Source organism: Methanoplanus endosymbiosus (genome assembly GCF_024662215.1).
GTDB lineage: Archaea > Halobacteriota > Methanomicrobia > Methanomicrobiales > Methanomicrobiaceae > Methanoplanus > Methanoplanus endosymbiosus.
Genome location: NZ_CP096115.1, coordinates 1,322,329 through 1,343,055 on the forward strand (window position 1 = coordinate 1,322,329; position 20,727 = coordinate 1,343,055).

General features: G+C 41.8%; 27 protein-coding genes. 21 read left to right on the top strand and 6 right to left on the bottom strand.

The window, feature by feature from the left end; all coding sequences use genetic code 11:
* Positions 1–11: 11 nt before the first annotated feature.
* The 5 genes from L6E24_RS05660 to L6E24_RS05680 form a co-directional block, all read right to left on the bottom strand.
* Positions 12–398 (bottom strand): hypothetical protein, encoded by a 387-nt coding sequence (locus tag L6E24_RS05660; protein WP_257743735.1) that lies wholly within the window; start codon positions 396–398, stop codon positions 12–14.
* The gene (locus L6E24_RS05665) at positions 386–901 is read right to left on the bottom strand and encodes a DUF7288 family protein (RefSeq protein WP_257743736.1); all 516 of its coding nucleotides are present in this window, start codon (positions 899–901) and stop codon (positions 386–388) included. The genes L6E24_RS05660 and L6E24_RS05665 overlap by 13 nt, the downstream gene beginning before the upstream one ends.
* Positions 895–1,899, bottom strand: a complete 1,005-nt coding sequence (locus L6E24_RS05670) for a hypothetical protein (protein WP_257743737.1) — start codon at positions 1,897–1,899, stop codon at positions 895–897. Before L6E24_RS05670 ends, L6E24_RS05665 begins: the two co-directional genes overlap by 7 nt.
* Positions 1,900–1,969: 70 nt before the next feature.
* Entirely contained in the window at positions 1,970–2,590 is a 621-nt protein-coding gene (locus tag L6E24_RS05675; protein WP_257743738.1) for a hypothetical protein, read from the bottom strand.
* A gap of 276 nt (positions 2,591–2,866) precedes the next feature.
* Positions 2,867–4,126, bottom strand: coding sequence for a DUF1015 domain-containing protein (locus L6E24_RS05680; protein ID WP_257743739.1), 1,260 nt, complete (start codon positions 4,124–4,126; stop codon positions 2,867–2,869).
* A gap of 201 nt (positions 4,127–4,327) precedes the next feature.
* On the opposite strand from L6E24_RS05680, the gene rimI reads away from it, so the two are divergent.
* The 17 genes from rimI to L6E24_RS05765 all read left to right on the top strand — a co-directional run bounded on the left by rimI (position 4,328) and on the right by L6E24_RS05765 (position 15,657).
* Positions 4,328–4,792: a ribosomal protein S18-alanine N-acetyltransferase gene (rimI, locus tag L6E24_RS05685; protein ID WP_257743740.1), complete on the top strand. Its 465-nt coding sequence runs from the start codon at positions 4,328–4,330 to the stop codon at positions 4,790–4,792.
* Between the two features lie 117 nt (positions 4,793–4,909).
* Positions 4,910–6,409, top strand: coding sequence for a cryptochrome/photolyase family protein (locus L6E24_RS05690; RefSeq protein ID WP_257743741.1), 1,500 nt, complete (start codon positions 4,910–4,912; stop codon positions 6,407–6,409).
* 91 nt (positions 6,410–6,500) lie between these two features.
* Positions 6,501–6,956, top strand: a complete 456-nt coding sequence (locus L6E24_RS05695) for a hydrogenase maturation protease (RefSeq protein ID WP_257743742.1) — start codon at positions 6,501–6,503, stop codon at positions 6,954–6,956.
* Between the two features lie 137 nt (positions 6,957–7,093).
* Positions 7,094–7,675 (top strand): hypothetical protein, encoded by a 582-nt coding sequence (locus tag L6E24_RS05700; protein ID WP_257743743.1) that lies wholly within the window; start codon positions 7,094–7,096, stop codon positions 7,673–7,675.
* Between the two features lie 14 nt (positions 7,676–7,689).
* On the top strand, positions 7,690–8,214 hold the full coding sequence (locus L6E24_RS05705) for a hypothetical protein (RefSeq protein ID WP_257743744.1): 525 nt from the start codon (positions 7,690–7,692) through the stop codon (positions 8,212–8,214).
* 20 nt (positions 8,215–8,234) lie between these two features.
* Positions 8,235–9,038 (top strand): cell division ATPase MinD, encoded by an 804-nt coding sequence (minD, locus tag L6E24_RS05710; RefSeq protein WP_257743745.1) that lies wholly within the window; start codon positions 8,235–8,237, stop codon positions 9,036–9,038.
* Positions 9,028–9,222: a hypothetical protein gene (locus L6E24_RS05715; RefSeq protein WP_257743746.1), complete on the top strand. Its 195-nt coding sequence runs from the start codon at positions 9,028–9,030 to the stop codon at positions 9,220–9,222. The genes minD and L6E24_RS05715 overlap by 11 nt, the downstream gene beginning before the upstream one ends.
* Before the next feature lie 35 nt (positions 9,223–9,257).
* Positions 9,258–9,503: a 4Fe-4S dicluster domain-containing protein gene (locus tag L6E24_RS05720; RefSeq protein ID WP_257743747.1), complete on the top strand. Its 246-nt coding sequence runs from the start codon at positions 9,258–9,260 to the stop codon at positions 9,501–9,503.
* Between the two features lies 1 nt (position 9,504).
* Positions 9,505–10,068 carry a hydrocarbon binding protein (contains V4R domain) gene (locus tag L6E24_RS05725; protein WP_257743748.1) on the top strand — a complete coding sequence of 188 codons (564 nt, stop codon included), beginning with the start codon at positions 9,505–9,507 and terminating at the stop codon, positions 10,066–10,068.
* A 13-nt stretch (positions 10,069–10,081) separates the two neighbouring features.
* A complete protein-coding gene (locus L6E24_RS05730; RefSeq protein WP_257743749.1) occupies positions 10,082–10,999 on the top strand; it encodes an NADH-quinone oxidoreductase subunit B family protein in 918 nt (305 codons plus the stop codon).
* Positions 10,996–12,381, top strand: a complete 1,386-nt coding sequence (locus L6E24_RS05735; protein ID WP_257743750.1) for a Ni/Fe hydrogenase subunit alpha — start codon at positions 10,996–10,998, stop codon at positions 12,379–12,381. Before L6E24_RS05730 ends, L6E24_RS05735 begins: the two co-directional genes overlap by 4 nt.
* Before the next feature lie 13 nt (positions 12,382–12,394).
* Positions 12,395–12,742, top strand: coding sequence for a roadblock/LC7 domain-containing protein (locus L6E24_RS05740; RefSeq protein WP_257743751.1), 348 nt, complete (start codon positions 12,395–12,397; stop codon positions 12,740–12,742).
* Entirely contained in the window at positions 12,739–13,425 is a 687-nt protein-coding gene (locus L6E24_RS05745; RefSeq protein ID WP_257743752.1) for a roadblock/LC7 domain-containing protein, read from the top strand. Before L6E24_RS05740 ends, L6E24_RS05745 begins: the two co-directional genes overlap by 4 nt.
* Before the next feature lie 275 nt (positions 13,426–13,700).
* The gene (locus L6E24_RS05750; RefSeq protein WP_257743753.1) at positions 13,701–14,093 is read left to right on the top strand and encodes a cupin domain-containing protein; all 393 of its coding nucleotides are present in this window, start codon (positions 13,701–13,703) and stop codon (positions 14,091–14,093) included.
* Between the two features lie 15 nt (positions 14,094–14,108).
* Positions 14,109–14,384 (top strand): NAC family transcription factor, encoded by a 276-nt coding sequence (locus L6E24_RS05755; RefSeq protein ID WP_257743754.1) that lies wholly within the window; start codon positions 14,109–14,111, stop codon positions 14,382–14,384.
* A 63-nt stretch (positions 14,385–14,447) separates the two neighbouring features.
* On the top strand, positions 14,448–14,768 hold the full coding sequence (locus tag L6E24_RS05760) for a type II toxin-antitoxin system PemK/MazF family toxin (protein WP_257743755.1): 321 nt from the start codon (positions 14,448–14,450) through the stop codon (positions 14,766–14,768).
* Between the two features lie 103 nt (positions 14,769–14,871).
* Positions 14,872–15,657, top strand: coding sequence for a 4Fe-4S binding protein (locus L6E24_RS05765; protein ID WP_257743756.1), 786 nt, complete (start codon positions 14,872–14,874; stop codon positions 15,655–15,657).
* 53 nt (positions 15,658–15,710) lie between these two features.
* Here L6E24_RS05765 and hmgA read toward each other — a convergent pair whose 3' ends face one another.
* Positions 15,711–16,928, bottom strand: a complete 1,218-nt coding sequence (gene hmgA, locus L6E24_RS05770) for a hydroxymethylglutaryl-CoA reductase (NADPH) (RefSeq protein ID WP_257743757.1) — start codon at positions 16,926–16,928, stop codon at positions 15,711–15,713.
* On the opposite strand from hmgA, the gene L6E24_RS05775 reads away from it, so the two are divergent.
* From L6E24_RS05775 to L6E24_RS05790, 4 genes are all read left to right on the top strand, one after another.
* A complete protein-coding gene (locus L6E24_RS05775) occupies positions 16,905–17,888 on the top strand; it encodes a class I SAM-dependent methyltransferase (RefSeq protein ID WP_308219150.1) in 984 nt (327 codons plus the stop codon). The two genes, hmgA and L6E24_RS05775, sit on opposite strands and share 24 nt — an antisense overlap.
* 163 nt (positions 17,889–18,051) lie before the next feature.
* Entirely contained in the window at positions 18,052–18,885 is an 834-nt protein-coding gene (locus L6E24_RS05780) for a mechanosensitive ion channel family protein (RefSeq protein WP_257743758.1), read from the top strand.
* 152 nt (positions 18,886–19,037) lie between these two features.
* Positions 19,038–20,075, top strand: coding sequence for an inorganic phosphate transporter (locus L6E24_RS05785; RefSeq protein WP_257743759.1), 1,038 nt, complete (start codon positions 19,038–19,040; stop codon positions 20,073–20,075).
* Positions 20,072–20,725, top strand: a complete 654-nt coding sequence (locus tag L6E24_RS05790; RefSeq protein WP_257743760.1) for a DUF47 domain-containing protein — start codon at positions 20,072–20,074, stop codon at positions 20,723–20,725. Before L6E24_RS05785 ends, L6E24_RS05790 begins: the two co-directional genes overlap by 4 nt.
* Positions 20,726–20,727: the final 2 nt, after the last annotated feature.

Genomic DNA, 20,727 nt, shown 5'->3' on the forward strand with positions numbered 1-20,727 from the left:
TATGGCAATCCTCATTTTTTCGTGAATAAATTGTAGGATTCATCATATGTTGTAATTCCGTTATTAAAGTGGATTAAAATTTCAGTATAATCATACAGTGCATTGTCACCAGGAGTACCTTCTGAAAGTTCAGATACTGAATTGCTCCTTGTCAGTGAGAGAAGCAAAAGTTCATCAGTCAGAGTATTTTTTGTGCCGTTATCCTCAATTCTGAAAATTTCAGATGATATATCCCTTACATCCTGAATTTCAGTCTTTGGAAATTCAAGTACGGCTTCTGAAGTAGTCTGCCCGACAAGTACAGACTGGTTTATCAGAAATGCCAGGAAAAATATCGAAACACTGACAATAAATCCCATAAGGACAATCCACTGTCCTTCATCATTCATTCTCTCCATAATATCACCTCAAAACGGACAATACTGTCACTCCCGCCCCATTCGGTCAGAAGATATCTCCCTGCACTGACAGAGGGCCTTCTTGCGTAATTTTCCGGATTATCGGGCAGTGATTTATTCACCACCACTCCGGCATCCACATAATATACAGCCGAGCTGAAATTAAATGAATCAACTATAGTAGTTGCACCTGTGCCGGATGAGATCAGTTCGCCAAAACTGTTCCTGAACTGAAGAGCAGCAGATGTCTCATTAACTCCACCGAGATCAATCTCAGAGACAATTCCCCCAAGTTCACTCTCAGCCCCGTAAATATAAGGTGTTGACATAACCCTTAAGGCATCAAAACCAAGCTGCTCCGTCTGCATATCGCTGATATGCACATCAGCCGGAGTGTAAACCGAAGCAGTACCCACTATAAAAAATACGGTTGTGAGCATGATAAGCCCGGCAACAAGCCCTTCAATGGTAAAAAGCTGTGCTTCATCTCCGGGAATTACCATATGGCAACCTCCATCACAACAGGAGTCAGATACGGTTCTGCCACATAATCCCGGCCATAACCATAATCAAAATCCCCGGATATGTAATTATGATCATATAAATTATTATCAAATTCATATGTCATATTCAGAACGACCTTAAATACCGCATCTGCCTGGGAAGAGAAGAGAGTTGGCGGGAGCAGCATAAACCTGATAGTATCAGAATCTGTCACATTAATGTCATCTGCTGAAGCATCACTCCCCATTGTATAATATATGCCATCAACATCGAACTGGTATGTGGAATTCTCAAACCGGTCATAACTCCTCGGGACATATGCACCGGACTTATAATAGCGTATCTTTGTAATTTTTGCTGAGGAGATATAGCTCTTATTCAGAGATGCTGAAAAGTTTGAGATCTCAAATAATGCAGTCTCAGATAAGGGATTTATTCTGTACTCCACCGGAATTTCGGCATTGATAAGTTCACTGTAATTTAAACTAAGTGTAATTCCTGTATTAACAGAGGTTAGATTTCTTTCAGCAATGCTTGTATTATATTCGCCGCAGTCAATCTCAGCCACAGGATCAATTCTTATAAGCCCGACCCGCCTCATATACCCATATCCCGTATCCGGCACGGGAGAACCGGCATAATAGGCAGCACCGTCCTCAATCTTTAAGGATATGTTATAGTTATACTCAATCTCACCAAAGACTGCAAGATCCCGGTAATCATCCTCTGTAAACTCAAAACTACCCTGATTAAAAAATTCAAGAACCTTTTTTTCAGATAAAACTGCCGGAGATTCAGATGACAAAGAAAGGCCAAACCTCTCAATGTCATCTTTATCCGAGACCTCCAGATATTCCCAGCCGGGATCTGAAGGAGAACCGGGATCTTCCATCAGAATTACAGATGTCCGGTACGCAACAGCATCATAATCAATACCGGCACCATTAATCCCGACAAAGAGCCCCGGAACAATATTGACCACCATTATAAAAGCCACAAGAAAGATCCCGAAACCGACAAGAAAGTCAATGGTAAGAAATCCTTCATCATTACAGTAATTTCTCAGTTCAGATCACATCCCCCGTCTTAGAATCAAATTTCAATGCTGTCAGTACTCCACCGTCATTGATAAGAATTCTGTAATAACCGGAACTAATCTCAAGATCCATATGGGGGTCAACAGAATTATCAATTATTCCGGAGATAAGGAGAGAATTATTTTCAAATAATTCAGAAGGTGAAATAATCTCATCAATGTTTATATCATCACCCCTGAGAACTCCGGGCCACGGCTCTTCACTCCATCCGGAGAGAGTGTATTTTAACAAAATATCTTCACCATCCCTCACCGCTCCAACAACCCAGGCATCACAATTGCCATAAATATCTGCATTAGTGCCACGGATTATCCTGAGGGAATAATTGTCTCCTGTAAGGTAACCGTCAGATACAGAGAGCATCAGACTCATAAATGCATAACTAAGGTCCATTCTGTTACTGTCTGACAGATCAGATCCGGAAGTTTCATTAAACAGTCCAAAAGATTCAGAATTATCAGAAACAGGTGTACCTTCTTCCGGCAGGGAAGACCCAGGCCCCTCACCCAGACATCCGGATAAAAGAACAAGTGATACAATGATAAGAAGAACTAAAAAGGAGAGACATTTCATAAGAACAACCCCGATCATATTTACAGATCCCATATATAAAATGAAACATTAATTAATCTTTGCCGGATGATTATCCGGCAACAAAAAATATTCAGAATAAATAACTCCGGTTATCAGGCACATATTAGATGTCGCCATCAGGAAAGCAGAGTCGGATTTACCAGTGATCTTTCAGGTGATTTTCCGGACAGCTCAATCAGGAATATATCAGAGAATACAAATTTCCGCACCAAGGATGTTTCATCTGCCACAACAGCAGAGATAGCGTAATGCAGGTAAAAAAAGAAAAATCCCTCATTCGAGGGTATGAATAACAAGCCCGGAGAGAAGTTTTGGTTCAAACCATGTGGACTTCGGAGGCATCACATTACCTTCATCAGCTACAGAGAGAACAGACTCTACTTTTACAGGCTGAAGTGAGAATGCAACTGCGAATGCACCACTGTCAACCCTTACTTTAAGGTCAGCAAGCGGTCTTGCACCGCCGAGATACTGAAGCCTTGGATCTTTTCTGGGATCAGTTATGCCAAGCATATCCTCCATAACCTCCTTCTGAAGCACTGATACATCGAGTGATGCAATCACGTCTTCCGGATTTTTGACAGGTGCAGACAGTTCATACCACTTGCCGGCAAGGTACATATGAATCGTATGAATTGGTATCTTAAAGTCTTTTAATGGCGGAATCCTGAATACAGTATCGTCAATCTCCCCATATTCCTTAACCTCAAAACGGGTTTTAATCTCAGCCATAAATGTCTCAGGATTATACTTTCCAAGATCAGTCACAAGCCTTGAATAGCCGTGGATCTTAACCCTGTCCTCCGCAAATATGACTGCCATGAAACGGTCAGACTCAGATGTCATCCGTCCTTCAGATTCCCTCTTCTCTGCTACATTTACAGATGACTTAGCACGGTGATGCCCGTCAGCGATATATAACGAATCAACGCCGGAAAAGATCTCTTCAAGCTCTGTCAGAATACGCGGATCTGAAATTCTGAATAGTTCATGCACCACACCGCTGCCGTCTCTTGCAACTGCATCGGGAGTTCCCTCAGGCACAAGGGAATTTACATACGAATAAATATCTCCTGAATCGCGATAGAGAAGTACAACAAGACCGGTATTTGCATTAGTAGTGTCAATATGCTTTGTTCTGTCCTCTTCCTTGTCATAGCGGGTATGCTCATGCTTTTTAATCAGGTCTGCCCTGTAGTCACCGACAGATACACAGGATACAAATCCAAGATAGATATTTCCGCCCTGCTTAATTCTGTACAGGTATATTCCGGGTTCTGTATCCTGCATTAAGAGGCCCTTTTCAATCAGACTATTGAGATTTTTACTTGCAGTGTCATAGACCTCAGGAGAGGCAGGATCAACACCGGGAAGGGTTGCTTCAGACCTGATGACACGCATAAAACTGTTGGGCTGAATTTCAATAATCTCCTTTGCCTCCTCTGTGCTTACAACATCATACGGAACTGAAGCTATATTGCCTGCTTCTTCTCTGACTGGTCTTACTGCCTTGAAAGGATATATTTTTACCATTTGTTAGTGCCTCTTTCAGATGCCTATTATTTGGTATTTCACAATGTTTATAATTGCCCGAATTATCATGCCGGAAAAGACCGATGAATAACGAACCAGACATCCGGACACAAAATAACTGTAAATGGCTATAACTCCAATTGGTATGTAGCCGGAGCAGAGAGAGAGAGAAATCATCAGGAATACCGGAGATATTATAAAATGGACAATGGCAAAATAATCATCAGAAGGGCAAAAACAGAGGACATACCTGAAATAATAAAAATAGAGAAGGAAATTTTTGATGACCCGTGGCATAAAGACTCCTTTTATGAAGCAATATTTCTATTCCCCGGACTTTTCTTTGTGGCTGTAAAAGACTCAGAGATTACAGGCTTTCTTACCGGAGGAATTGAAGATACCGGTGAGGAGAAATACGGTCATATAATGAATATCGGCACTAAAAAAAGCCATCAGGGAGAGGGTATAGGCAGTCTCCTCATAAAAAGACTTGAATATGAGCTTATTCTGCTTGGGGTGTCCGGCATTCAGCTTGAAGTGCGGGTATCAAATACCGGCGCACAGGAATTTTACAAAAAACTTGGATTTTGTGATGTCTTTGTAATATCCGAATATTACAGTGACGGAGAAGATGCCCTGCTTATGGGGTTCTGGTTTGACAAGTGATAATTGCATGAAAAAGCAGGAATAAAATATTAATCCTTTTTTTATCTGTGAACAGGCAGTAACAGATTAGAATTAATTATTTCTTAAAAAGTCATTCATGAACCTGCGGGTTCACAGATGGTGTATGAAAAATCGAAGTTTTTCATAGGAGATATATACCTCCCAAAACCATCTCATAGACTGATGGGGAGTAAAGATTACAAAATATCAGTGCATATTTTCAGGCGTGATCTCAGGCTTAATGACAATACTGCACTATTAAATGCACTTGAAAGGTCAGAAGAGGTCATTCCGGTTTATATCGCTGAACCGGAATTAGGTGTAAATAACCCACATATTCCGGTGATCAGGCATTCCTTCATAATCAGATCGCTGAACGAACTTGATCAGGAATTAAGAGATAAGGGAAGCCGGCTTTTTTATTTCAGTGAAGGTACCGGAAGAGCACTGAAATACCTGATAAGAGAGATCGGAGCAGATGCAGTATTTGCAAACCGCGATTATTCACCATACGCCGGAATAAGGGACATTAAGGTAACAGAAATTCTGAAATCTGCCGGAATTCCGGATTACAACCTGACACCCGATCTTATGCTGAATGATCCCGACAGGATACTCAGAAAAGACGGGGGGACATATAGCGTATTCACACCATATTTCAGACGTGCCGAGGAATATCAGGTAATAACACCTCAGAGATGCAGAGATGACAATTTTTACAGAAGTAATGATACAGATTCAGACAGAAATAAAATACCTGAAGACTATATCCGGAAAGAAGATAAATACGGCGAAGACATCCATAAAACAGATCCTGAAAGTTATCACCTGAGGGGGGGAAGGGGTGAGGCACTTTACCTTCTCGAAAAACTTGCAGAGCTTAATGACTATAGCAATACAAGAAATATTCCGTCTGTTAAAGGCACAACATATCTCTCGGCTCATTTAAGATTTGGTACAGTATCTGTGCGTGAGGTGTACCATGCAATATCCGGCACACAGGGATATGATTCTGAACTGTTAAGGCAGCTGTACTGGCGGGATTTTTATACATACATTGCCAGACACAACCCCCATATATTCTCCGGACCTTTCCACAGGAAATATGAGACCCTTCCCTGGAATAATGACAGGAAACTCTTTGAAAAATGGTGCTCCGGAAATACCGGATTTCCGATAGTTGATGCAGGCATGCGGGAACTGAACTCAACCGGATATATGCACAACAGGGTGAGGATGATAACTGCATCATTTCTGGTCAAGGATATCCATATAAACTGGATGTGGGGTGAGAGATATTTCGCATCAAAGCTTCTCGACTATGACCCCTGTGTCAACAACGGAAACTGGCAGTGGTCAGCATCAACAGGATCTGATTCCCAGCCATGGTTTAGGATATTCAATCCATGGCTTCAGCAGAAGAAGTACGATCCTGACTGCATATATATCAAAAGATGGATCCCGGAATTGTCAGATATATCGTCGGAATGGATACATAATCCCAATATAATGAATAAACATGAAATAGAAGGATATCCACGTCCGGTTGCGGAACACAGAGAAGAGTCACAATTCAGCAGGAAAATATTTACGGAGATCAGAAGAAAGATTTCCTGAAAAGATGGCGCAGAACGGTATTCGTGAATAATACTGCTCAGGAATAAAAATTGAGAAAAGGATCTTTAGGTATGAAAAATAATATATACATATGACCAATTCTGCAAAGAGAACAAGGGTTATAGGGTGCGGAAATCCTCTGATGGGCAATGATGGGGCAGGAGTTCTTGCAGCAGAAATGCTGAAGGAATTAAGACCTGACATCGATACAATTGAGGGAGGTACCGGAGGAATTGGACTGATCAACGATATGGAGGGATTTGATCGTATAATTATCATCGATGCAATGCTTGGGATAGGGGAGAATAAAGGTGATATAAAAATATTTTATGAAACGCCGCCTGTGATCCCTTCCACAATGTCAATTCACGATGCAGGAATATCTGAAGTTATTGAAGTCGCAAAAGAGATTATTCCGGGGATAGAAATCATAACGGTGGGTATTGAAGCAGACTTTGTTGAAGAATACAGTGAATATATTGATCCTGAGATTATAGCAGGCATAGATAAAGCACTGAAAGAGATAGTAATAATTCTTGAAAAATAACAGGAATATCAATACATATGAGGAGAATAACATAATTTTGTTCAACAAATATATGTTAAAACAGTTATTAATTCACTAAAATTCACAACAGAATCAAATGATAACATATATATTACTAATAGTCACCACAAATTATTATGCAACTGCCCAGAGGCAGATTTGAGCGTTTTGTTCGTGACGTTACAATAAAGGAAATTGTTGACGAACTGGGGAAGGGGAATTTTTCAGGCTGCTGCTCCGGAATATTCGGAGATACGCAGGGTGAAATTATATTTCAAAACGGGGAAATTGTTCTTGCAGAATCAATGAATAATTCAGGATTTAATGTTATCGCTGATTTTTCTGCAAGACCTGATGATCCAGCAACTGTAGAGTTATCTGTGTACAGTGAATCCCAGATTAAACTTTCAAAAGAGTTCAATTCAAAATTCATGGTAATCTCTGAAGAAAAAAGAGAAGTAATTAAGAGGGACAGTCCGGATAAGTCCAGAATCTTAAAAAAAGAGAGACCAGAGTCAGATAAAACCCTGAAAACAGCAGATAAAAAAAGAGACGACAAAATCAGGAGTAAATCCACACCTCAGCCATCTGATGAAGATGAAATTATCCTTAAACTGAATGATTCAGAAATTGAATCAATAACCAGAGATTTCCGGTCAAATATTTCAGACATTTTAAAAAAAGTGAATCTGGATCACCTTATTGAAATTAAAAAATAGAGAGATGAAAAAGAATGACTATTGATCCAATAATGTATGCAAATCTTATACTATCAGCAATTGCAGTTATACTGATTCTGATACTGGCGGCAATTGTTCTTATATTGCTTCACATGAGGTCTCTGCCGCCAAAGATTAAAGAAAAAGCAGAAGATAAAGAGAGTAACAAAAAAATAGAGAACGATAAAAAAACGAAAGATAAAGAAGTTGCTGAACCTTCCACCCTTTATAAATCAGAATCCATTGAAGAAAACTTAATGGAAATATTCAGACAGTATAAGCTTACCTCTTTTACAATGGCAACAATTGACGGCCTTGTAATCAGCTCAACGGAATCATACCCGGATGAAGATGCAGCAAATTACAGCTATATGTATCTTCAGGGCAGCCAGCCTGAATCACCCTATATAAAACTCATAGGAGTTCCATACAAAGGCGGGACAGTTGTAGGCATAATAAAATCAGAAAATGAACTTTCAGAGAACGATATTACCCTGATTGAGAGGGACATCCGGTATATCCTAAGGAAAAACATGTAGATTTAAATCCGGAGAAATGCATGACAACAGTAATAACTATAGCATCAGGGAAAGGCGGCACAGGAAAGACAACAGTTACCGCAAATCTTGGGTCTATGCTTGCCTACCACAAAAAGAGAACGTACATAATGGATTCCGACATGGGTATGGCCAATCTCGGACTTGTACTTGGTCTTGAAAATATGCCCATCACACTGCATGAGGTGCTTGCAGGAAAGGCCGACATTCATGATGCAATATATGAAGGACCTTTTGGAGTATCTGTAATCCCAAGCGGTCTCTCACTGGAAGGATTCAAAAATTCAGATCCTGATCTTCTGAGAGGAATAATGGCAGATATTGTTGACGAGTGTGACATACTCATGATAGATGCACCGGCGGGCATAAACCACGACGGAATAATTCCGCTTGCAATTGCAGACGAAGTGATTCTCGTTGTAAATCCGGACATAGCATCAATTGTAGACGGTCTGAAGACAAAAATGATAACCGAAATGATGGGCGGGAAAATTCGCGGCGCAATAATCAATCGTGTAAACCGGATAGATGATAAAGGAACAGAGGAGCAGATCGAAAAAATTCTTGATGTCCCTATTATCGGAATGATACCTGAAGATACAAATGTAAGGCGTGCATCTGCAAACCGGACACCCATTGTTGTAAAGTACCCGACATCAGATGCTTCAAGGGCATTTCGCCGGATTGCAAGTCAGACTATAGGCATAGAATATGATGAAGATGAAGAAAAGTCCGAAAAGAGAAAAGAGAATTTAATAGAGAGATTTGCAAAAGCGTTATTTCCGGGAGGAAGAGATGTCAACTGAAGCTATACTGCCGTTTGTACTTGGTGCTCTGAACATACTGTTCATCTTTATTATATGGGTGATGTATGTCCGCATACGTCAGCTGTTAAATGATGTAAAAGAACTTAAATCCAGAATGGAATTTTCCGACAATGAAATTGAACTACTTGCCGAAGCAGTCAGGGGGATCAGCAAAATAAAATGAGAACCATTTTACGATTAATTTTCAGGTGAAAGGATATGATTGAAATAACTGTTGATGAGGATTCCTGCGTAGGGTGTGGCCTGTGTGTGAAAGACTGCCCTATGAACGTTTATGAACTAAAGGACGGCCTGAGCACACCTGTAAGGCCACAGGACTGTATGGGATGCCTGTCATGCCATGAGATCTGCCCGGCCCAGGCACTGGAACATAAAGGAATTTATCCGGCAAAGAGGCATTACATCGACATAAGAGTCTGTGAGATGTTAAAAAAGGTGATCTGAGATGTCTGCAAGTTATATCGATGAGCTGCATGAAAAGTTCAACACCGATATAAAATACAAAGCTGAGGACGTTCCACTTGAATGCATCCCTCCGGCAAAGGAGATCGAAGCAACGCTTCACGGAGTCATGAAACTGAACGGTCTTGTCATAAGGTCTCTTGAGGAGATTGCAGGCCGGGGTGCAAACGCAGTGACATTCAGGGCAGGAAAGAAATTCGGACATGAGGTTGCGAAGTACTTTCAGAAGAGGGATGATATTGAGGATGCACTTCACGAACTATCAGATCTTCTTCAGGGGCAGTACACCTTTGAGGTATGGAAACCATCTGACAGTGATACATTCATAATAGAAGAAAATGGCGAGAAATTCATCTACCTCGTATTTCATGACTGTATTGTCAGACAGACCCTGCGAAGAAACGGTCAGGAACAGGCAGGCCCATTATGCCAGACATTATGCGGATATGTTGTAGGTGCTATTGAAGAGATCACAGGTTCACGGGTAAAACTTGAGATCATGCACACCGGACCTAATTCATGCCTGAAAAAACTAATTCTCAAATGAGGTGCAGTCAATTATGAAGATAGCAATAGAAGAACTTGCAGGATGTTCAGGCTGTACAATAGCTGTTCTGGACCTGCATGAGATGATACTTGATCTCTTAAATGATGCAGAAATAGTCTATTCTCCGGTAATAATGGATGTAAAAGAACCGCCTGAAGGGATAGATGTCGGTTTTGTTACAGGATGCGTGAGAAATGAGGAGAATCAGGAGAGGCTTGAGAAAATAAGAAAAAGATCAAAGATACTTATAGCACTTGGAACATGCGCCTGCTATGGCGGGATATCAGGCCTTTCAATGCTCAGCAGCAATGAAGAGATCTTTAACACAGTGTACAGGAATGTCGATACAGTAAAAGATGACGGCATCATCCCTACTGATGTCCCTCCATTCACATACCGTGCCTTTGCTGTAGGGGATCTTGTAAAGATGGACTACTACATAACCGGATGTCCACCAAAGGAACAGTTCCTAAAGCAGATACTCCCTGCACTGATTAAAGGTGATCAAAAAGAACTTTCAAGAAAATCTGTCTGTTCTGAATGTGACAGGAAGATGGGATCTGTTGAAAACTGGCACCTTAAAAGGCGCTATGAAGGAGAACCTGACAGAGAACACTGCCTGCTTGGACAGGGATATCTCTGCCTGGGCCCTGTAACATTCGGGAGATGCGGGGCAGCATGCCCTAAAAAGAACATACCATGCCACGGCTGTAACGGCCCGTCTCTGGACATACTGAGAGAACCCTGCCGTGACATATACAATATGATGGTCAGAAGAATTGCTGATCTGACTGACAGACCGCAAAAAGAGATAGAAAAGGAACTCTACGATGTTGCACACACCATGTATCCATTCACAATTGGAAGCCTTATAATGGAAGACAAGGAGAACTCAAAGATAAGGGACCTTGTAAAGGAGAGAAGCGGATGAAAGTAATCACAATAAATCCTGTTACAAGAATAGAAGGCCATGCAAACGTCAGAATAAACCTTGATGATCAGAATAATATAAGTTCAGCCCACTTTCAGGTAGTTGAACTCCGGGGATTTGAAAAATTTCTGATAGGCTCAGCCATTGAGGAAGCACCGAGAATAACACCGAGAATATGCGGGATATGCCCGACTTCCCACCACCTGGCGGCGGCAAAGGCATGTGATCAGATATTCGGGGTAACTCCACCTGAAACAGGAGAAAAACTGCGTGAACTTCTGATGATGGGCCAGTTTATTCATTCTCACTCACTTCATTTCTTCATGCTTGCAGCACCTGATTTTCTTGTGGGACATGATGCTCCGGCTGCTGAGAGAAGTATTGTAGGACTTGTAAAAAAAGCTCCGGATTTGGCTAAAAAAGCGATAGAAGTGAGAAAATTCGGCCAGAGGCTGACAGAGGCTATAGGTGCAAAACCGATTCACCCGTCAACATGCATACCCGGCGGAGTGTCGTATCCTCTCTCAGAAGAGAAGCGGACAGAACTTCTTGATATGGCAAAGAGGTCACTTGAGATTGCCAGTGAAGGATGGGATACAGCAAAGACAGTGCTTGAACAGACAGACCTCGGATTTGGAGCAGTTAAAACCGGATTTATGGGAATATCCAACAATGATAAATTTTCAGCATACAAAGGCCCGGTCTGCATAACAGGAGAAAACGGGGAAAACTCAGGTAGTTTTTCCGGTGAAGATTACTTAAACTATATAGAAGAGTATTCAGAGGACTGGTCTTATCTGAAGTTCTCAAGACTGAAATCACAGGAGTATTACCGTGTCGGCCCGCTTGCAAGGCTTAATATTGTAAAAGAGATGGGGACTCCGCTTGCAGATGAGGCACTATCAGAGTACAGAAACACATTTGGAACCTTTACACAGACAACCCTTGCATATAATCTTGCAAGATACATAGAACTTCTGTCATGCTGTGAAAAAGCAGTAGATCTGCTCTCTGATTCATCAGTCTGTGGAATGGATACCCGCACAATGACTGAAAGCATAGTGAACAGAAGAGGAGTCGGTATTGTTGAAGCGCCGAGAGGCACATTGATTCACGACTATTCGGTCGATGAAAAGGGTTTTATTACAAAATGCAACCTGATTGTGGCAACATGCCAGAACAACTATGCTATGGACAGAGGAGTTGAAGACGTTGCAAAGAAGGTAATTGAAAACGGAGTTCTGACCGAAAGTGCGGCAAACAAAATTGAGATGGTGATAAGGGCATATGATCCGTGCATATCATGCGCAACACATGCCATAGGCAAAATGCCCATCTCTATTGAGATAAACAGGGCGAATAATAAATTTAAACCGGAATAAGGACGGCATAAATATGTTAAAACAGATATTAAGTGAATTTTTACAACTTGACGGTGTCACGGCTGCGGTTGTCGCAGGCAGGGATGGTTTTGTAATTGAAAGTGCAGTATCAGGAGATGTGGATATAGAGGCACTTGGTGCAATGGCTTCAACAGGACTCGGAACATCCGAAGCTATGAGCAGAGAGCTTGGTAAAGAGACAATGAACCAGATAATAGTTGAGATGGAGGAAGGCCCGATTCTGATAGCTCCACTATCTGAGGATGAACTTATTGCAATTGTAGCTCAGAAGGGTATAAACGTCGGCCGTATAAGGTACGAACTTAAGAAAAACCGTGACAGAATAATGGCCGCATTATGATATCTTCACTTCCATCAGGCGAGCAGATTGCAGAGATGCAGATTTCACTTGCCGGACTTTTCAGTTTAAGCCCGGATTTTACCGGATATATCAGAACAGAGATTGAAAATACTGATGGTTGTCTCCTTGTTGAGAATGGAAAACCTGTTGCCGGGAGCTATATTGCAGGAGATCTGAAACTTTCCGGTTCTGACGCATATCGGGCAATGCTGAAGAAAGAGAGAATGAAATGTATCCTCAATACATACAGACCCGAAGAACTTGAGAGTGCAAAAGCTGCAATTGATGATAATTTTGTTATATCTGAGGATGCAGATAGGACAGAGATTAAAGGTGACAGTATATTATCACCCGAAACTTTGCTTAGTGTTATGCGCCAGCCCGGAGTCATTGCAGCCTCAGTATTTTTTGAAGGTTTTGCACTACAGTCAGCCGGAGATGCAGATTTTGAGCATGTAGCAGCAGTATCTGAGGATTTGGTCAGAACGGGAGCAAAGATGACCGATGACCTTATGATGGGGGAACTGAACCAGCTTCTTCTCGAAACAGACGAGGGAAAACTGATAGTCACTCCGGCAAGGGACCTGTTTATATGTATTCTCGCTGAAAAAGATGCTAATCTTGGCCTTATCAGGCTCGCACTCCAAAAGATCAGATATGATCTCAATGAAGAGAACAGTTAATTTTGAAATAACAACGTATTAAAGACAAAAGCCTTATCAGAAATAACAATAAAGCCAGATTAACCAGAAACATTCAGATATTAAAACTATACTTCAGTAAAATAATCAAATATCATTCAGCTTTTTCATTACAGGAGTTATCTGCCATGTAATTCAGATTATAAACTATCTGTGGCAAATCAGGCAGGTTAACTAATTAATACCATTATAAATCCGGCATTTCAACATAACAAAGATATTTATATCCATAATATAACCAGACATTAGTAGTAATTATGAGCACCAATAACAGGACTCAGCTTAAGGGAAAGATACTGAATTTAAAAGACCTTGTTGAATACCAGCCAGGAAGTGTTGCAAGCCGGATGGTTATAAAAAACTCCTGCGGGAGCATAACAGTATTTTCATTTGATGAGGATGAGGGACTTTCAGAGCACACAGCACCCTTTGATGCAGTGGTTACAATTCTTGACGGCGAATGTGAAGTATGGGTTGCAGGTGAGACAAATGTTATGAAAGAGGGGGATACAATCATATTTCCGGCAGATGTCCCGCACGCCCTCTCGGCAGTAACAGGATTCAAAATGGCCCTTACAATGATACGCGGAAATGAATCTGAAAAAGAGAGTGATTCACAGCATCCAAAAGATGATATGAAATTTGAATGAGTTGAGTGTGATACTTTGAGTGACGATAAAGACGGTGTTTACTGCACCATATGCGGCGGAATGGTACCTGAAGGAGACAATATAAAAAAAATTGACATTGATGGCATAATAACAGGAATAAATATGCTCAGCCGGATAATTCAGGATGTAAAAAAAGACCCACCCGGAACTGATGCAGGAATAACAGAAGAACTGCTTAAAAGAACTGAAAAATTGAATTATATACCATCAAAGAAGAGAGAGTCATATGGCAGGGCACTGCTGAGTGAATATAAAAATTTCATTGGGTGATTCAGGTCATCACACCGGGATCATACGTATCATTTAACCTTCATTAAAACCAAAATTTTTCAGATGCCGGCTTACACAAAAGGAGATGTAGTGCTTGCTACAGTCGGAATGAACGGGAAATATCCGGACAAAGTCAGACCTGCTGTAATTATGAAGGATTCCGGAGGAAAAGAGGTGGAACTATGCCCGGTAACAAGCAGAGTTCCAAATGGCGGATCATTTATCCCGGTTGAACTATATGACTTTGAATCCGGCGGGCTTGATCTGTTCAGTGAGAGCTATATTCTGCTCTCAGAGAAGAGAACAATCAGAAAAAGGGATATAGTATGCAGAAAGGGCAGGCTGTCATGGGAATTCATCATGGAAATCACAAACCGCACATAGCTCCTGAAAACTATTGCACTGTCCAAAAAATCAGCTAAAGTTATTTAAAGCCTGCCTGATTAAAGAAACATCTGTAGAATACATAAATATTCAGGATGACATCATGCCGGCAGACATCTTTCCAAAATTTATAGGATTTGCATATGCTTTTATTGTAATAATTCTTCTCGCATATCTCTGGAACAAAAAACTGATTACCAGAAAAAAAACAATACCAATACTAATACTCTCGACATTACTGGGCTTTTTGGTTTTTGCCCCCATTGCACCGCATAATTTTCAGAGCCTTATCTTAAAGGATACTGCAAGGCTTGGCGGCCCGCTGATAATTGCAACCATTGGAATGGCCGCAATGCTTCTTATGACCCTGATATTCGGGAGAATATTCTGCGGGCATATCTGTCCGGTGGGAACAGTACAGGAGCTTGCATCCTTAGCGCCAACACCTAAATTCGGCAGGAAACTAAAAAGAGAGACGATATCATTTCGTGCAATAGTCTTTGTAATCATTATTGCGGCAGCGTACTTTTACTCCTATGCAGTGGTTGACCTCTTCGGGATATATGAGTTCTTCCACCTCACAGCAGGCATACTGTTAATCGTATTTATTCTGATAATTATTGCATCAGCATTCTTTTACAGGCCGTTCTGTCGCTTAATATGCCCGTACGGAACATTGCTTGCCATATTTTCTGCTTACAGCGTGCTTGGAATTCAGAGGGGCAGTGAATGTATAAAATGCGGAAAATGCGAGAAGGTCTGCCCTGTTGACGAAGCTAAAATAGGAGATATGGGGGCAGAATGCTATATGTGCGGCAGATGCCTTGAGGTCTGCCCAAAATCCGGCGCAATCTGGTACGGCCGTCCGGAGAAGAAGGAGAGGAAATAACAACAAAAATACAAAGCAGAAAAAAACTCAAAAAATATTATTTTAACAGAGTTTTATCTCCCAAGCTGTTTATGCGCCCGTGCGAGATGGCCCGCACCAAGAGCGCCAAGCAGTGACAGTTCACCGGCTAAAACTGCTGATGCGATAATCTCCGCAAACTTTGAACTGTTTGAACCTGAGGTTTCACCACCACCTGCACAGCCCAGCATACTGAGGCATTCACGCTGTGTATCAAGCCCCGTGCCCCCGCCGACAGTTCCAACCTGAAGAGAAGGAAGTGTAACAGAGACATAAACGCCGCCTTCTGACGGGTCAACCGTTGTCATGGCATTCGCGCCCTCAACTACATGCGCAGGGTCCTGCCCGCATGCAAGGAATATTGCTGCAATCACATTCGCGGCATGTGCATTGAACCCGATTGCTCCAGCCTTTGCAGAACCGACAAGATTCTTTCTTGTGTTAACCTCCATCAGAGTTGCTGCATCGGTCTTAAAAATCTCCTTAATCATATCATCAGAGAGGAAAATTCCGGCGGACACAGTCTTGCCACGTCCAAGTATGGCATTTATCGCCGCCGGTTTCTTGTCCGTGCACATATTACCCGAAAGTGCAACCAGAACAGCCCCTGTCTTCTCTGCAACCTCACCGGCAATCCTCTCACTTGCAATGGTAACCATATTCATGCCCATAGCATCTCCGGTTGAGAACTCAATCCTCACATAGACACTTGTCCCTACAACAAAACAGAGAATATCCTTCATTTTGCCGTGGTTTGTGGTGCTCTCTGCAATCTCTCTCAGACTGCCGGTATTTTCCTCAATCCAGCAGACGATCTCATTTGCATGGGGAACTGACTTCGCCGCAAATACCGGCGCACGGGTCATGCCATCCCTGAAGATCCTGACTTCAGCACCTCCGGCCCTGGTAATTGCCTTGCAGCCTCTGTTCACCGATGCAATAAGTGCACCTTCGGTTGTTGCAAGGGGCAGATAATATTCCCCTTCTGCATACTCACCCTTAACCTTCAGTTTCCCCGCCACACCAAGAGGGATCTGGACTGCGCCTATCATATTCTCGCAGTTCTTGCTGCATGCCCGGCTGACATCCATCGAATAACTGCCGGCCTTCTCAAGAGAAACGCCGGTCTCTTCGCTGATGAAACTTCTCCTGACAGTAAGCGCATCATCAGGAGTAAGAAGCGACTCAAGTGCGTGCAGTTTGATGGTTCCTTTTTTCAGCCCGGAAATATGCTGCCTGAAATTCTCATCCATATTGATCAGTTATTGGTAAGGAAGATACAATATTATAGTGGTCTTATGCCGGTAAAATGCTGGGGAATAAAGGTAAATAAAACAACTGGAGAGGAGACGAGACAGCGACTTATTGCAGAGGGAACCCTCCATCCGGACTTTAAACCCAAAAAAGATGACAAATATCTCTACTTTCCGGTAAAGGAAAAAATACCGGATTCAGAGATATTTGAATTTGAGGAGAGGAGCAGGAAAGAGGAACTTCCAAGGCATGAACTAATAGGCGGAATTGCAGTCATTCATGAGAATAATATAAATGACGCAGAACTGCTTCTTAAATCAAGGCCGGTCATCCATACAGTACTCTATTCTGAATCTGCTGTAACCGGAGAATACAGAACAAAAGACTATCAGGTTCTTGCAGGTGAGAATACAACAGAAACGGACTATACAGAGTATGGTCTGAGATTTAAAATTGATCTCTCAAAGGCATACTTCTCGGCAAGGCTTGCCAATGAGAGGCAGAGAATCCTGAACAGTATGGAAGAAGGAGAGAAGGTATTTGATCTCTTTGCAGGTGTCGGCCCTTTTGCAGTTGCACTAAGCAGAAAGGCTTCAGTGGTAATTGCCAATGATATAAACCCGGATGCAGTACGGCTGATGGATGAGAATATCCGGCTCAACAGAATAAAAAATATTACACCCATGCTTGGCGATGCCCTGCATATGCCAGGTATATTTCCGGACGGCTCATTTGACAGAATTATAATGAACCTGCCTATGAACTCTGTACCATTCCTTAAAGCAGCATTTAAGCTCTGCAGAAAAGGCGGAGTTATACACTTCTATTCAATACAGGGTGAGGAAGGTGAAATGCTGGAGACTCTGAGGGGTTTCACCACCGGAAATATCACTGAAAATAAGGTTAGATCATATGCACCAAATCTTCACCATGCTGTGTATGACATAGTCTTTGAATGAATACTCAGATCAAATATTCCGGGGAGAGAGGCAGATCATCTCAATGAAGAGAGCAGATGTTTCGGGCAGTTACAACAATTTAAACCTGAATCAGACAAATAACTCAGGCAAATAATAATAAACCAGTCATAACATAATCAATACACTGAAGGGATTTCAAATTATGGCATCAATTGGTGATTTAAAACTGGATCAGGCAATGGACATAGGGAAGCTAACCCTGAGCCCGGAGAACATCATTGCCTGTTTCATAGCACTTATAGCAGGATATATTATCGTAAGAATATTATCCGGGAGACTGGAAGCGACCATTGCCAAGAACACAAAAATGCCAAAGATAATGACGAATCAACTCATAAAGGCAATTAAATTATTCCTGTATCTGATTGTAATTCTCATTGCCCTGGGATTTATTGGTGTCCAGTCGGCAACGATTATTATCAGTGTCATGGCTTTTGTAAGCATTATACTTGGTTTCGGTCTTCAGGACACAGTGAACAATATCGCATCCGGTGTATGGATAGCCTCATCCAAAGCCTATGATATTGATGATGAGGTAGTAATAGCCGGAGAGTCAGGCGTTGTAAAGGATATGAACGTCATGTCAACCGAAATTAAAAGGCTTGACAACACAAGGGTTTTAATTCCGAATGGCAAAATCTGGAACGGCAGCATAGTCAATGTAACAAGAATGCCAACAAGATTAATAGCAGTCGAATACGGGGTTGCATATGATACAGACATAAAAGATGCCATGGAAGCAGCACTTACAGTCTGCGAGAGACACCCAAAACTTCACAGAGAACCAGAACCAATTGTCAGGTTTAAGGAGATGGCAGATTCAGCAGTAATCCTGCAGTTAAGGGTCTGGATCGATACCAATGACTACTATCCGGTGAAATCAGATTTATTAAACATGCTCTATGATGAACTCAATGCAAGGAATATTACTATACCATTCCCGCAGAGGGATGTTCATCTGTACAGCAAAGAGTGAAAAAATACATTTTATAAACGGTCACAAATACGGACAATATCAATACTGAAAAGAAATCACAGCATTTCTCCAAACAGGTGGCAGAATCATGCCCGTAAATGATATTACTATCCCAAAACTAATCAGTGATTAAGGATTAAAGACTGTAATCCATGCTCATAACTGCCTGGCTGACAATTATTCTTGCATTTGTCTTTACATTCACAAACGGCTTTCAGGATGCAAGCTCAATAGCTGCCACATTTATAGCATCCCGGTCAGCAACGCCAAGAAAGGGCATACTGTTTGTAGCTTTCATGTCATTTTCAGGAGCACTGATGGGCGGCAGTGCAGTTGCTTTTACACTGTCAGGACTGCTCACCATAAATTCCGGTGCAGAAACCCTCAATGTACTTCTGATTACATTAATCAGTGCAACATTCTGGAATTTCCTGACCTGGAAATATGCCCTCCCCTCATCTTCAACCCACGCGCTGATAGGAGGACTTCTTGGTGCAGGCATTGCTGCGGCAGGCACAGGCAGCATATTCTGGGGTTTACATGAACTCCTGACTCCGCCTCATGAACTTACAGGGCTGGTAAAAGTCATATTATTCTTTGTAATATCAATACTCATCGGTCTTTGTGCAAGCTATATTATGCGAAAAACAACATCTGTAATTCTCCGGAATGCCAAACGGAGCGTTAATAAAAATATTGTAAGAGCAAACTGGCTTGCAGTAGCTCTGATGTCATTCTCAAACGGATCAAATGACAGCCAGAAACAGCTTGGAATAATTGCACTTGTTCTCCTCTCAGCCGGAATTACAACTGAAATCGAGATGCCAATCTGGGCAAGAGCCTTATGTGCGATACTGCTTGCACTTGGCACGCTTGGGGGCGGATGGAGAATTATGAACACACTCGGACACAGGATATTTAAGATAAAACCAATCCATTCCTTCGATTCACAGGTATCATCCGGACTTTCAATAGCCCTCTCAACAATGGCAGGCGCTCCCATATCATCAACACATATCATAACATCATCAGTGATTGGTGTCGGAGCCGCAGAAAACCGGAAAAAAGTAAACTGGAGTGTGGGGAAGGATATTATTATTGCTATGGTCATCACAATCCCGATAACAATGATAATTTCAGGCATTCTTTATTATATGACATTCTGTATCGGAGGTGCAGCACTACAATGAACAGAAAAAACGGGGAAGAGAGGTATAAAAAAAAGAAGGGTCTCTTTGGATCAATTTTTCCAAAAGATCATGATTTCAGATTTATGCTTGCAGATCAGGCGGACAAGACACTGGAAGGAGTACAGACTCTTGTAAACTGGCTAGATGAAAAACCCTTAAGAGATCCTATAGAACTTGAAATTATTGCAGGAGATGTTGACAAAATGCGCTACAACATGGAGGAGATATTAATTGAAGCATTTTCAACACCTTTTGACAGGCAGGACATATATAGTCTGTCAAGAAATATGGATTATATCCTCAATTACTCAAAGGAGACTGCAAGGGAGATATATGCGTATAAGGTAGATCCCGATCCCACAATCCTCGATATGTCAAACGCTCTCCTGCTTGGTACAAAATGTGTATATGAAGGGGTAAATTCAATCAATAATGACGGGGAAAAAATCCGGGAGATGATCCGCAGATCAAGAAATGCCATACACGAACTTGAGGACATCTATATCACCGGAACATCAGAACTTTTTAAATCAGATGATCCTATGGATGCACTCAAAAAACGAGAAGTTTACCATCATCTCAGGGATGCAGGCCGTGCACTGAGGAGCACTGTTGACACCCTGCATACCGTTGTAGTAGGTCTGAATTAAAA